At 71.7% G+C, this 13,323-nt stretch carries 10 protein-coding genes; 6 read left to right on the top strand and 4 right to left on the bottom strand.

Annotated features, from left to right (window positions below; translation table 11 throughout):
* The first annotated feature begins 107 nt into the window (after window positions 1-107).
* Window positions 108-1,604: a hypothetical protein gene (locus ACFZDK_RS40400; RefSeq protein ID WP_390980229.1), complete on the top strand. Its 1,497-nt coding sequence runs from the start codon at window positions 108-110 to the stop codon at window positions 1,602-1,604.
* Window positions 1,605-1,634: 30 nt separating this feature from the next.
* Here ACFZDK_RS40400 and ACFZDK_RS40395 read toward each other — a convergent pair whose 3' ends face one another.
* Window positions 1,635-3,065: a SpoIIE family protein phosphatase gene (locus tag ACFZDK_RS40395; protein ID WP_390980227.1), complete on the bottom strand. Its 1,431-nt coding sequence runs from the start codon at window positions 3,063-3,065 to the stop codon at window positions 1,635-1,637.
* Window positions 3,066-3,413: 348 nt separating this feature from the next.
* Between ACFZDK_RS40395 and ACFZDK_RS40390 the strand changes: the two genes are divergently transcribed.
* Together ACFZDK_RS40390 and ACFZDK_RS40385 are read left to right on the top strand one after the other, a co-directional pair.
* On the top strand, window positions 3,414-3,827 hold the full coding sequence (locus ACFZDK_RS40390) for an SsgA family sporulation/cell division regulator (RefSeq protein ID WP_390980225.1): 414 nt from the start codon (window positions 3,414-3,416) through the stop codon (window positions 3,825-3,827).
* Window positions 3,828-3,967: 140 nt separating this feature from the next.
* Window positions 3,968-5,995 carry a phosphocholine-specific phospholipase C gene (locus ACFZDK_RS40385; RefSeq protein WP_390980223.1) on the top strand — a complete coding sequence of 676 codons (2,028 nt, stop codon included), beginning with the start codon at window positions 3,968-3,970 and terminating at the stop codon, window positions 5,993-5,995.
* On the opposite strand, the gene ACFZDK_RS40380 is transcribed toward ACFZDK_RS40385, so the two are convergent.
* The gene (locus ACFZDK_RS40380; protein WP_390980221.1) at window positions 5,985-7,010 is read right to left on the bottom strand and encodes a Gfo/Idh/MocA family oxidoreductase; all 1,026 of its coding nucleotides are present in this window, start codon (window positions 7,008-7,010) and stop codon (window positions 5,985-5,987) included. The two genes, ACFZDK_RS40385 and ACFZDK_RS40380, sit on opposite strands and share 11 nt — an antisense overlap.
* A 69-nt stretch (window positions 7,011-7,079) precedes the next feature.
* Entirely contained in the window at window positions 7,080-8,174 is a 1,095-nt protein-coding gene (locus tag ACFZDK_RS40375) for a chemotaxis protein (protein ID WP_390980219.1), read from the bottom strand.
* Between the two features lie 55 nt (window positions 8,175-8,229).
* On the opposite strand from ACFZDK_RS40375, the gene ACFZDK_RS40370 reads away from it, so the two are divergent.
* From ACFZDK_RS40370 to asnB, 3 genes are all read left to right on the top strand, one after another.
* The gene (locus ACFZDK_RS40370; RefSeq protein ID WP_390980217.1) at window positions 8,230-8,610 is read left to right on the top strand and encodes a hypothetical protein; all 381 of its coding nucleotides are present in this window, start codon (window positions 8,230-8,232) and stop codon (window positions 8,608-8,610) included.
* Window positions 8,611-8,699: 89 nt separating this feature from the next.
* Complete coding sequence (locus tag ACFZDK_RS40365; protein WP_390980215.1) at window positions 8,700-9,479, top strand: alpha/beta fold hydrolase; 780 nt, start codon at window positions 8,700-8,702, stop codon at window positions 9,477-9,479.
* A gap of 322 nt (window positions 9,480-9,801) precedes the next feature.
* Window positions 9,802-11,640 carry an asparagine synthase (glutamine-hydrolyzing) gene (gene asnB / locus ACFZDK_RS40360; protein WP_390980213.1) on the top strand — a complete coding sequence of 613 codons (1,839 nt, stop codon included), beginning with the start codon at window positions 9,802-9,804 and terminating at the stop codon, window positions 11,638-11,640.
* A gap of 6 nt (window positions 11,641-11,646) precedes the next feature.
* Here the strand turns inward: asnB and ACFZDK_RS40355 are convergent, their stop codons facing one another.
* Window positions 11,647-13,272, bottom strand: a complete 1,626-nt coding sequence (locus ACFZDK_RS40355; RefSeq protein ID WP_390980211.1) for an alpha/beta fold hydrolase — start codon at window positions 13,270-13,272, stop codon at window positions 11,647-11,649.
* Between the last annotated feature and the right edge of the window lie 51 nt (window positions 13,273-13,323).

The raw sequence follows: 13,323 nt of genomic DNA, 5'->3' as shown, positions 1-13,323 counted from the left end.
TGCCCAGTGGCACACCATCTGGCGCACCCTGGCGAACCGTGGCGAATAGTCGCCCGGCAATCGTCACGGGGCTACTGTCAACTCAGCCGAGAACCTGGGGGCTTGACGTGAGCGGACAACCCAACACCCGTCTCTCGGACCTGTTCGGCCTGGCCGGCTGGTCCAAGGGCGAACTCGCGAGGCTGGTCAACCGGCAGGCGGCGGCCATGGGCCACCCCCAGCTGTCGACCGACACCTCCCGGGTGCGGCGTTGGATCGACACGGGAGAGATCCCGCGCGATCCGGTGCCGCGGGTGCTGGCGGCCCTGTTCACCGAGCGTCTCGGCCGTGTCGTGACCATCGAGGACCTCGGTCTGGTACGGCACGGGCGTACGGGAAAACGGCCGGACGACGGGAACGTGGAACATCCCGACGGCATGCCGTGGGCGCCCGAACGAACCGCCGCGGTCCTCACCGAATTCACGGGAATGGACCTCATGCTCAACCGACGCGGCTTGGTGGGTGCGGGTGCCGCGCTCACCGCGGGATCCGTACTCAGCAGCGCCATGTACGACTGGCTGCACACCGACCCCACACTCAGGGCCGACGCCCCCGTCCTCGACGACCCTCTGCACGCCGACCCCGCTGGGTTCGACCGCTACGAGGCCGCCCCCATCGGGTCCGAGGAGATCGAGGAACTGGAGCGTTCCGTCGAGGTGTTCCGCGCCTGGGACGCGGCCCGCGGCGGCGGGCTGCAACGCAAGGCCGTGGTGGGACAGCTCAACGAGGTGGGCGGCATGCTCGCCTACCGCCACCCCGACCATCTCCAGCGGCGCCTGTGGGGCGTCGCCGCCAACCTCGCCGTCCTCGCGGGCTGGATGTCGCACGACGTCGGCCTGGAGCCCACGGCCCAGAAGTACTTCGTCATCGCCGCCCACGCGGCCCGTGAGGGCGGCGACCGGCCGCGCGCCGGGGAGGCGCTCTCCAGAGCGGCTCGCCAGATGGTGCACCTCGGCCGGCCCGACGACGCACTCGACCTGATGAAGCTCGCCAAGTCCGGTTCGGGCGACGAGGTGCTGCCGCGCACCCGGGCGATGCTCCACACCATCGAGGCCTGGGCACAGGCGTCGATGGGCAAGGGCCAGGCGATGCGCCGCACCCTCGGCCACGCGGAGGACCTCTTCGTCTCCGACCGGGGCGACGTGCCGCCGCCGAGCTGGATGCAGATGTTCAAGGAAGAGGATCTGTACGGCATGCAGGCCCTGGCCTACCGCACGCTGGCCGAGCACGACCCGAGCGCGGCCGCGCACGCCCAGCACTACGCGGAGAAGGCCCTGTCGCTCAGGGTCGACGGCCGGCAGCGGTCGAAGATCTTCGACTTCCTGTCCATGGCGTCCGCCTGCTTCATCGCGGACGACCCCGAACAGGCGGACCGGTACGCGCGGTTGGCCCTGATGTCGATGGGACAGAACTCCTCCCACCGCACCTGGGACCGGCTGCGCGAGATGTACCGGCTGACCGCCGAGTACTCCAGCTACCCGAGGATCCAGGAACTCCGGGAGGAGATCGAGCTCGCCCTGCCCAAGCCCAAGAGCAGGGGGAACGACAACAGCGCACCGGTATAGGGGCCGGCGCGCCGTCCTTCCTGCCCTTGTTTATTCACTCACCTTGGCGATGAGCACGCAGGCCTCGTCCCCGCGCTCGGTCTCGCCGAACTCCTCGACCGCTGCCCTGACGCAGTCCTGGGCGGTGCGTACCGTCTCGAACCGCGGGGCCAGGCCGAGGAGACGGTCCAGGGCGTCCGTTCCGCTGTGCCCGGGTACCAGCCCGTCGGTGTGCAGCAGGAGCAGATCGCCCGGTTCCAGGGTCACTTCGGCCTGCCCGTAACCGGCTCCCGAGGTGGCACCGAGCAGTACGCCGTCCGGCGCGCTCAGCACGCACCCCGTCCCGTCGCGGTACAGCAACGGGGCGGGGTGTCCTGCCTGGGCCCAGGTCAGGGTGCGGGTCGTCGGCCGGTAGCGGCAGCACACGGCGCTGCCCAGCGCGGGTTGCACGGTGGCGTCGAGTAACTGGTTGAGCAGGGACATGAGGTGCCCCGGCTGGGCGCCGGCCATCGCCATACCGCGTACGGCGCCGAGCAGCATCGTCATGCCCGAGGCGACGCCGACGCCGTGCCCGGTGAGATCGCCGACGCTGAGCAGAGTGTCGCCGTCGGACAGTTCCAGCGCGTCGTACCAGTCGCCGCCGAGCAGGGTGTCGGTCCCGGAGGGCAGATACCGGGCGGCGACCTCCAGGGTGCCCGGGCCCCGGCGGGGCGGCCGCAGCGCACCGCGCCCCGGCGGAAGCACGGCCTCCTGCAGTTCGACCGCGAGCCGCGGCTCGGTCCGGTCCCGCTGCTGGAGGCGCTGCATCGAGTCCCGGGTCTCGCGCACCGTCCGCTGGCTGCGCCGCAGTTCGCTGACGTCCCGCAGCACGGCCCACATCGAGGCGGTGCTGCCGTCGCCGCCGAGCACGGGCTCGCCCATCATGTGCACGGTCCGTACGTTCCCGTCGGCCCGCAGGACCCGGAACTCGCCGTCGATCGGCTTGGCGTCGACCAGGCAGGAGGTGACCATCGAGGTCAGCCAGGGCCGGTCCTCGTCCAGTACCACGGACGGCAGTTCGTCGAGGGTGAGCGCGGGCGTGGCGGGGTCGCGGCCGAGGATCTGGTAGAGCTCGGCGGACCAACTGGCCTCGTCCGTCAGGAGGTTCCACTCGGCGCTGCCGACCCGGCTGAGCAGCGAACCGCGCGGCGGGCCGGCCGGCGCCGGGTGCGGCTCCGGGAGGACCTCGCATCCGTCCGGCAGCCGTGCGGGGCCGTCCCGCAGCTGGGCCAAGTGCGCGTCCAGGTCGTTGAGTTGGTGCAGCGCCAGGTCGTACAGCGCCCGCTGCCACCGGTCGCGGGGATCGCAGCCGTCGCTCTGGGTGTCCCGTCGTACGGCGTCCACGTCCCCCTTGAGCCGCCGTGTCTGCGATATCAACGCCTCGACCGAGCCGCGCCCGGGCGGCTGGGCGGCGGGGCGGTCCGCGGAGACATGGGACGGCATGACGCACTCCGATGCGGGGACGGTACGGTCAGTACGGGCGGGGGACCGGTTACGACTGTTGCACAGCCTGCGACGCCCTGTAAGGGATTTGGCAACACACGATACGGTGGTGCTTCTGGCATATGCCAGAGTCTTCACGGGCTGGTCGACCGCCATGAAAGACGTACGCGTCCCGGTGCAGGAAGGCGTAGGCGGACTACGCGTCTTGGCCCCGTTACCGGAGCGTTCGTGTCGCGCTCGGTCGACTGTTCTACGAGCGTGTGTTCGCAGCGTCGCGGTCTCGGCCACGCGCGGCAACTCTGTCCGGATTTCGCGTCATGCGAAGGGGCCCAACGGAGTCCTACAGGCATGGACATCACTTTCGAGCAGCCCGCTCGTGCCCGGCTGATCACCGCCGAGGACCAGGAGGTCCCGGTGCCCGCCACGCTGCGCTACACGTCCGGTGATCCGCTTGCCGTGTTCGTCGACTTCCCGGCCGAGGTCACCCTCGGCGGCGAGGAGGTCACCTGGACCTTCGCCCGCTCGCTGCTCGACCAGGGTCTCAGCGCTCCGGCCGGCCGCGGTGACGTCCACATCTGGCCCTGCGGCCGGGGCCGTACGGCCGTGGAGTTCCACTCGCCGCACGGACTCGCGCTGCTCCAGTTCGACACCCAGGCGCTGTTCCGCTTCCTGCAGCGCACCCACGAGGTGGTGGGCCCGGGGGAGGAGGACGTCGAAGCCGTCGTGGAGCGGGGCCTGAGCGCGCTGTTCGGCGGCGTGTGAGGCCCTCCGGGCCCGCCCGGCCCGCACTTTGACTTCTGTTCACTCCCGCCTCACCGCTCCGGTCTGGACCCGGACGGGCGCCCCGTGCACCCTTGCGCGCGGTGTGCCGCACGGGCACACCCGTGACGAGGACGGGGCGAATGACACCGATCAGCCGAAGAGGCTTCGTGGGACTGGGCGCTTCCGTGGCGGCGGGCATGGCGGTGGGCGCCGCCGGCCCACGGACCGCGGCCGCGGCCCAGAGCACGGCGACCGGCACGATCTCGGACGTCAAGCACGTGGTGATCCTCATGCAGGAGAACCGCAGCTTCGACCACTACTTCGGGCGCCTCAAGGGCGTCCGCGGCTTCGCGGACCGCAGCGGCATCACCCTCGGCGGCGGGTACCCGGTCTTCAACCAGCCGAGCGGCTCGGGCCGCCAGTACCCCTGGAAGCTCAGCGCCACCCCGGACGCGGGCGGCAAGGACGGCGAGACCCTCGCCCAGTGCAACGGCGACCTCCCGCACTCCTGGTCCTCGCAGCACTCCGCGTGGAACAAGGGCCGCCTCGACAACTGGGTCGCGGGCGTCGGCAACGTCCGCTCCCTCGGCTACCTGGACCGCTCCGACATCCCCTTCCACTACGCGCTCGCCGACAACTACACCATCTGCGACGCCTACTTCTGCTCCACCCTCAGCGCCACCGGCCCCAACCGCACCTACCTGTGGAGCGGCAAGGTCGACTCCAGCAGCTACGACGGCGGCGACGAGTCCGGGCTGACCTGGCAGAACTACGCCGAGGCGCTGCAGAACGCCGGAGTGACCTGGAAGGTCTACCAGAACGCCCAGGACAACTACGGGGACAACGGCTGCGCCTACTTCAAGAACTTCGCGGGCGCCAAGCCCGGCAACCCCCTGTACGACCGGGGCATGTCCTCCGTCCCCGCGGTGACCGGCTCCACCCCCGACGACATCGCCGCCGCCATCCGGGCCGACGTGGTCGCCGGTACCCTCCCGCAGGTCTCCTGGGTGGTCGCCAACCAGGCCTTCTCCGAGCACCCCTACGCCCCGCCCGGCGACGGCGCCCACTTCGTCAACCTGGTCTACCAGGCCCTCGCCGCCGACGAGGACGTCTTCGACTCCACCGTCCTGTTCCTCAACTACGACGAGAACGACGGCTACTTCGACCACGTGCCGCCGCCGGCCGCGCCCGCCGGCACGGCCGGAGAGTTCCTGAACGGCGTGCCGTACGGCTTCGGCTTCCGCGTCCCGATGATCGTCATCTCCCCCTGGACGCGCGGCGGCTGGGTCTCCTCGGAGGTCTTCGAGCACACCTCGGTGCTGCGCTTCCTGGAGACCTGGACCGCGGCCCTCGGCAAGCCCGCCAACTGCCCCAACATCAGCGCCTGGCGGCGCGCGGTGAGCGGCGACCTGACCGGCGTCTTCGACTTCGCCAACCCGGTCCACGGCGCGGTCTCACTCCCCGCGACCAGCGTCATCGGCTACTCCACCTGCGGCCCGCTGCCCAACCCGGTCCCCACGGACAACGCCCTGCCCGCCCAGGAGGCCGGCACCCGCCCGGCCCGGGCGCTGCCCTACCAGCCCAACGGCTACCTGGACCACCTGGAGTTCGGAAGCGCCGGCAAGATCCTCGCCTGGTTCACCATGGCCAACCAGGGCACCCCGGCGGCCCGGTCCGCCCACTTCTCCATCCACCCGAACGCCTACCGCGACACCACCCCCTGGCAGTACACGGTCGCCGCGGGCGGCACGGCCTCGGACTACTTCAACATCGGCACCGGGTACGGCGCCGGCAAGTACGACCTGACCATGACCGGCCCCAACCGCTTCCTGCGCCGCTTCCAGGGCGACGCCACCAAGGCCGGCAAGTCGGCCGAGGTGAGCGTCCGTTACGCGGTGGAGCCCGGCACCGGCAAGCTCGCCGTCTGGTTCCGGATGGCCAACTCGGGCTCGGCGTCGGTCAAGTTCACCATCACCTCGAACAACTACCGCTCGGACGGCCCCTGGACGTACACCGTGGCCGCCGCTGCCTCCACCGAGGACTACTTCAACGCGGTCGCCTACCAGGGCGGCTGGTACGACTTCACGGTGACCGTCGACTCCGACGCGAGCTGGTCGCGCCGGTTCACCGGCCACCTGGAGACGGGCGCCCCGAGCGTCAGCGGCTGACCTCGGCGTACAGGTCCGGGCGCGGGGCGAGTTCGACGGTCGTACGGCCGCCGGACTCCAGCGCCCGGACCCCGGCCTCGGCCACCACGGAGGAGGCGTAGCCGTCCCAGGCGCTCGCGCCGGTGACCCGGCCCTGCCGGGTGGCGTCCACCCAGGCCTGCACCTCGCGGTCGTAGGCGTCGGCGAACCGCACCAGATAGTCCTGGGCCACCTCCTCGCGGGCGCCGTCGGCCGTGGTGACCAGCATGGTGCGGTCCTCGCCGATCCGGGCGCTGCCCTTCTCGCACACGGCCTCGCACCGCACCTGGTAGCCGAAGCCGCTGTTGACGAAGACCTCGACGTCGACGAGGGCGCCGCCGGCGGTCTCGAAGAGCACCAGCTGCGGGTCGAGCAGCCCCTCGGGCGCGTCCGAGGAGGGGAGCGGCCGCAGCACGCTCACCGCGGTGAGCTCCTGGCCGAGCAGCCAGCGGGCCGCGTCGATCTCGTGCGACACCGAGCTGTTGATGAGCATGGCGCTGGTGAAGCCGGGCGGCGAGGAGACGTTGCGGTGCGTGCAGTGCAGCATCAGCGGCCGGCCCAGACCGCCACCGTCCAGCAGGGTCTTCAGACGCCGGTACTCGACGTCGTAGCGGCGCATGAACCCGATCTGCGCCAGCCTGCGTCCCTGCCTGGCTTCGGCCTCCACCACCCGGAGGGCCCCTGTGGAGTCCGGCACCATGGGCTTCTCGCACATGACCGGCAGCCCACGCTCGAAGGCCGCGAGCAGCGGCTCCTCGTGCGCCGGACCGGGGGAGGCGATCAGCACGGCCTCCACACCGGGCGCGGCCAGGGCGGCCAGTGGATCCGCGTGGACGGAGACGTCGTCCAGACCGGCCACCGCCTCCTTGGCGCGGCCCAGGTCGGGGTCGGCGACGGCCGCCACCCGCGCACCGCTCACCACCTGGTCGAGCCGTCGTATGTGGTCGGCGCCCATGTGTCCGGCACCCAGTACCGCGACGCCCAGCAGCTCTGCCACGCCCATACTCCCTCTCGGCCGACGATCACCGGCATCGAGCGTAGTCGTCGGCCGGGAGAGGGGGGCTCGTCAGTACCGCAGCACGCCGGCGATGCCGCTCTCGTCGCCGAGGGTGCCGTCCGGGACGAAGCGGACCTCGGCGCCGGTCTCCAGGCACTGCTCGACGATCTCGTCCACGATGTCGTCGCGGGAGTCGAGGTCGCCGCTGGCCGCCGGGATCAGATGGTCGCCGTCGTCGCGGACCGTGGTGCGGTAGTTCTCCTCGACGGCGAGGAGCCGGACCCGGCCCTCACGGGCGTTCTGCCAGACCTCGTCGACACCGGCCGCGAACGCCTTGTGGCCGCGCGCGGACTCCAGCTCCCGGGCCACCGACGCGGTGCTCCGGCGCGACTCGGCGGCCAGCAGTGGCCGGATCGCCTGCCACACGGTCTCGGGACCGGCGTGCGAGAGACCGCCGTGCTGCACCGGGATGCTCTCCCGGGCGACGTTGCCGAGCTCCTCCCACAGGGAGAGGGCCGCCTGTTCGCCGGTGACGTACAGCGGTCTCGGCTCCTCGCGCAGCAGCGCGGCCATCGCGGTGTTCGCGTCCCGCAGGAAGTGCTTGGTGTCCTCGTCGCGGAAGGTGCTCGGCATGTCGCCGATCTGCTCCCGGCGCTCGGCGTCGAAGTTCTGCCGGCTGCGGGTCTGCGGGAAACCGCCGGCCCGGCTCTCGGTCACCCGGTCGACGCCGCCGTTCCACAGCGTGACGCGGTCGGCCGAGAGCGACAGCACCCAGAACGGGCGCTCGGCGGCGTGCGCCGAGACCAGGTTGCGGGTCAGGAAGGTGTCCGAGAGCACCACGCGCTCCGGGACACTGCGGGCCAGGGACCACACCTGGTGCTCGCCCGGCGCGGCGAAGATCACCAGACCGTCCTCCGTGTAGGTCAGGTCGACCTCGGCGAGCGCCTGGTCGAGCTGCCTGACCACGTCGGAACGCCGCTCCCGGGTGACCGAGGGATCGTTCTCCAGCTGTTTCTTCGCCTCGGCCACGACATTGCGCAGCCGGACGGAATCCTGGGCGTTGTCGGGCTCGCGGCGGTGCGTCGGCGTCAGCACGGAGACGGCGGGGTAGGGACGCGGGCGGCGCAGCTCGGCGAGGGTCGTGGGACTGAGTGCGTGCTCCATATCAGCACCATAGGGCGGATTCGCGATTGCGGCATTTGGGGTAAAACTCCCCTGGATGGAGGAGGTGAGCGCGATGGCCCGGCTGACCGTCGACGAGGACGAGGTCGTCGTCCACCTGAGCGGCCCGGAGAGACTCCTGGCCCGCCGGAGCCGGATCCGGGTGCCGCTCGCGCAGGTGCGCGGGGCCTCGGTGGAGCCCGACTGGTGGCGAGTGTTGCGCGGTGAGGCGCACCACCACGGCCACTGGCTCCCCGACCGGTTCTGCGTCGGCGCGTGGGAGTACCCCGGCGGGCGGGACTTCGTCGCCGTCCACGAACACGGCCCGGTCGTCCTGGTCGACCTGGCGAGGTCCGCGCCCTTCGCGCGCCTCGCGGTCTCGGCCGGTGACGCGGACGACGCCGAGTCCGCCGTGCGGGCCATCAGGCGCACGCTGTAACCGTGTTGAGGCCGACTTCCCGATGACGCCGGACCAGGGCGCCGGTTACCGTACCCGGCAGTAACCGGATCACGCCCCAGGAGGCCCCCATGCCGCAGCTCGAAGTCGACGGAGCGACGCTGGCGTACGACGACGAGGGCCCCCGCGACGGCACCGCCGCGCCCCTGGTGTTCATCCACGGCTGGACCGCGAACCGGCACCGCTGGGACCACCAGATGGCCCACTTCGCCGCGGACCGCCGGGTGATCCGCCTCGACCTGCGCGGCCACGGCGAGAGCACCGGAGCCGGGGTGAAGACCGTCGCCGAGCTGGCCGAGGACGTCGCCGCTCTCCTCGACCACCTGGAGGTGGATCGTTTCGTCCCCGTCGGTCACTCCATGGGCGGCATGATCTCCCAGACCCTCGCGCTCGCCCACCCCGAGCGGGTCGAGCGGATGGTCCTGGTCAACTCCATCGGCCGGATGACGTACAGCCGCGGCCGGGGACTGCTGATGGCGGCCTCCACCCTGGTGCCGTACAAGCTGTTCGTCGCCACCAACATCCAGCGGGCCTTCGCCCCGGGGTATCCCAAGGAGCAGATCCGTGAGTACGTCCGGTCCTCCGCCGGAACCCCGCGCGAGGTCGTGATGACGCTCTACGGTGCCATGCGGGCCTTCGACGTCCTCGACCGGGCCGGTGAGATCGCCGCGCCCACCCTGATGGTGCACGGCTACCACGACATCCAGCTGCCGGTGCGGCAGATGCTGCGGATGGCCAAGGCCTACCCCGACGCGGAGGTCCGGATCATCGACGCGGGCCATGAGCTGCCGGTGGAGCGGCCCGCCGAGCTGACGGCGGCGGTGGAGCGGTTCGTGGGCGTGAAGGCGTAGCGCGAGGCGGCGACAGCGTCAGGTGACCGGCGTCGGGCGAGGAGCCCGGCGCCGTCTGCTTGGGGAACTTTTTGCGCTTGGCCTGTTCCGGGTGGGCCGGGGCCGTCGTGGGCCGGGTTCGCGGCCCTCGCGCGGGCAAAGCGCGGCCGAAAGAGGGAGCCGGGGCGGCCGTCCGTGTTACGGCCAGGTTGACCGGCCGGGGTCCCGGGCGCACGCTCGTCATATAGGTGCTGAATACAAGTGGTTCGCTCGGGCAATCGCCTCCGCCGTGGAACCGCAGGTGGCGCGGCGTGCCCGGCCGACCGGCAGCAGGAGGTAACGCATGTGTGGCATCACCGGCTGGGTCTCCTTCGACCGTGACCTCACCACCGAGACGCGCGCATTGGATGCAATGACGGAGACCATGGCCTGCCGCGGTCCCGACGACCGGGGCACCTGGAGCGAGGGCCCCGCGGCCCTCGGGCACCGCCGGCTCGCGATCATCGACCTGCCCGGCGGCCGCCAGCCCATGACCGTCCGCACCCCGCACGGCACCGTCGCCATGGTCTACTCCGGCGAGGCCTACAACTTCACCGAACTGCGCCGTGAACTCACCGACCGCGGCCACGAGTTCACCACCGACTCGGACACCGAGGTGGTGCTGCGCGGCTATGTGGAGTGGGGCGACACGGTCGCCGAGCGACTCAACGGCATGTACGCCTTCGCCGTCTGGGACGGCCGCCACGACAAGCTCGTGATGATCCGCGACCGCATGGGCATCAAGCCCTTCTACCTGTACCCGACCCCCGACGGCGTCCTGTTCGGCTCCGAACCCAAGGCGATCCTGGCCAACCCGCTGGTCCGCCCCCGGGTCGGCCTGGACGGCCTGCGCGAGCTGTTCACCATGGTCAAGACCCCCGGCCACGCCGTGTGGGAGGGCATGCGCGAGGTCGAGCCCGGCACCGTCGTCACCGTCGACCGCCACGGCCTGCGCACCCGGGCCTACTGGCGGCTGGAGACCCGCCCGCACCCCGACGACCGCGACACCACCGTCGCCACCGTCCGCGAACTCCTCGACGACATCGTGCGCCGCCAGCTGGTCGCCGACGTGCCCCGCTGCACCCTGCTCTCCGGCGGCCTCGACTCCTCCGCGATGACCGCGCTCGCCGCCCGGCAACTCGCCGCCCAGGGCGAGAAGGTCCGCAGCTTCGCCGTCGACTTCGTCGGCCAGACCGAGAACTTCGTCGCCGACGAGCTGCGCGGCACCCCCGACACGCCCTTCGTGCACGACGTGGCCCGGCTCGCCCGCACCGACCACCAGGACATCGTCCTCGACGCGGGCAGCCTCGCCGACCCCGCCGTCCGCGAACGCGTGATCCGGGCCCGTGACCTGCCGGCCGGGTTCGGCGACATGGACGCCTCGCTCCTGCTGCTGTTCAAGGCCGTCCGCGACCAGTCCACCGTCGCGCTGTCCGGGGAGTCCGCCGACGAGGTGTTCGGCGGCTACCTGCAGTTCTTCGACGAGGGCGCCCGCACCGCCGACACCTTCCCCTGGCTGTTCCAGTTCGCCCGGCACTTCGGCGACGACTCCGACGTCCTGCGCGCGGACCTCGCCAAGTCCCTCGACCTGGAGACCTACATCGCCGACTCCTACCACTCCGCCGTCACCGGCATCCAGCGCCTCACCGGCGAGAGCGACTTCGAGTTCCGCATGCGCCGGATGAGCCATCTGCACCTCACCCGCTTCGTGCGCGCCCTGCTCGACCGCAAGGACCGGATGAGCATGGCCGTCGGCCTGGAGGTCCGGGTGCCGTTCTGCGACCACCGGCTCGTCGAGTACGTCTACAACGCGCCCTGGGCCCTGAAGTCCTTCGACGGCCGCGAGAAGACCCTGCTGCGCGAGGCGACCCGGGACGTCCTTCCGCAGTCGGTGTACGACCGGGTCAAGAGCCCCTACCCGTCCACCCAGGACCCGGCCTACGGCAGGGCCCTCCAGGAGCAGGTCAAGGACCTGCTGGCCCGTCCCGACCACCGGGTCTTCGACCTCGTGGACCACGAGAAGGCGGAGCGGGCCGCGAACCGGCCCGAGCTGGGCAACCAGGCCGCCCGGCGCGGACTGGAACGCACCCTGGACCTGGCCCGGTGGATCGACCTCTACGCCCCGGAGCTCACCCTCGCCTGAGCCTGCTCAGCCCGCGCCCGACGCGTCGGTGACGGCCCCGCGGCCGTCGCCGTCCGCCGGGCAGGAGCTGCCGTCGGGCGGCAGCGTGCCGTACAGCAGGTAGTCGTCGACCTTGCCGTGCACGCACCGGGAGGACGTGTACCCGGTGTGGCCGTCACCCCGGTTGTCCAGCACCACGGCCGACGGCCCGAGCCGCTTCGCCGTCTCGACCGCCCAGCTGTACGGCGTCGCCGGGTCGCCGCGGGTGCCCACCAGCAGGATCGGCGCGGAGGGCACGTCCTTGACCTGCTCACGGATGAAGTCCGTGCCGCGTGGCCGGCCGTAGCAGAGCAGCACCTGGGTGAGCCGGAACCGGCCGAACACCGGGGACGCCTGCTCGTACTCCTTCTTGAGCCGGGCGACGTCCTCGGTGAGCCGCGCGGCGCTCGGCCGGTCGGGGTCGTCGGCGCAGTTGATCGCCATCAGGGCTGCCGACAGGTTGTCGGTGGGGATGTCCGCGCTGTCCACCAGCCCGCCGCCCCGCTTCGTCCCGGACGGGACGGCATACCCGCCGGACGCGAAGTTCTGCACCCCCCGGGTGTCCCCGTCATCGGTGAGCGAGGCCAGCGCCCGCGCCAGCTGCGACCACAGGTCCCTGCTGTACAGCCCCTCCCCGAGGGCGTCCACCAGGTCCTGACCGGAGAACGCGCCGCCGAAGTCGGACGGCACCGGGTTCTCGTCCAGCGAGCGGACCAGCCGGACGACCGCGTCCCCGGCCTTGCGCCGGTCCTGCCCGAACGGACACCCGAGGTCGGTGACGCACCAGTCCAGGAAGTCGTCCAGCGCCGTCTGCTGCCCCCGGGCACCGGCCACCCCCTGCTCGGCCAGCGACTCGGTCAGCGTGTCCACGCCGTCCAGGGCCATCCGGCCCACCTTGTGCGGGAACTGCGCCGCGTACACCGCGCCGAGCCTGGTGCCGTAGGAGAAGCCCAGGTAGTTCAGCTTGTCGTCGCCGAGCGCCTGCCGGATGACGTCCAGGTCCCGGGAAGCGTTCACGGTGCCTATGTGGGACAGCACGGGCCCGGAGTGCTCGGTGCACCGGACCGTCAGCCGCTGCAGCGCCTTCATCAGGGCCTGCGGATGGGCGACGTCCGGGGGCTTGTCGGAGCTGTCGCCGTCGGAGGGCCCGTCGGCGGCGTCGCCGCAGCTCACGGGGGAGGAGCGGCCCACCCCGCGCGGATCGAAGCCGACCACGTCGTAGCCGTTGGTCAGGTCCATGTAGTCCTTGCCGGCGATGCCGAGCTGGCTGACGCCCGAGCCGCCCGGGCCGCCGAAGTTCAGCAGCACCGAACCCCGGGACTTTCCGGTCGCCCGGTAGCGGGAGAGCGCCAGATCCAGGGTGCCCGCGGCCGGCCGCGCGTAGTCGAGGGGGACGGTGACCCTGGCACACTGCATGTCCTTGGGCAGCTCCTCGTCCTCGCACGCCGCCCACCGGACCTTCTGCCCGTAGAACCGGGTCAGGTCGGGTTCCTTGCTCCCCGCCGCCGAGGCCGCCGCGGACCCGGGGAGCCCCGCGCCGAGGAGCGCCAGCGCGACGGCTCCGGCGCCGGCGCAGCGCCGCAGGGCGGGCCGGGTACGGGGCACGGCAGGCATCGAGAGCCTCCAGGGACGCTCCGTGACGGACCGGAAACAGGGCTTTGGCTC

The sequence above is a fragment of the Streptomyces sp. NPDC007901 genome (assembly GCF_042959465.1).
Classification (GTDB): Bacteria; Actinomycetota; Actinomycetes; order Streptomycetales; family Streptomycetaceae; genus Streptomyces.
The sequence above is the reverse complement of the archived record's forward strand: the minus strand, read 5'-3'. Positions and strand labels throughout refer to the sequence as shown.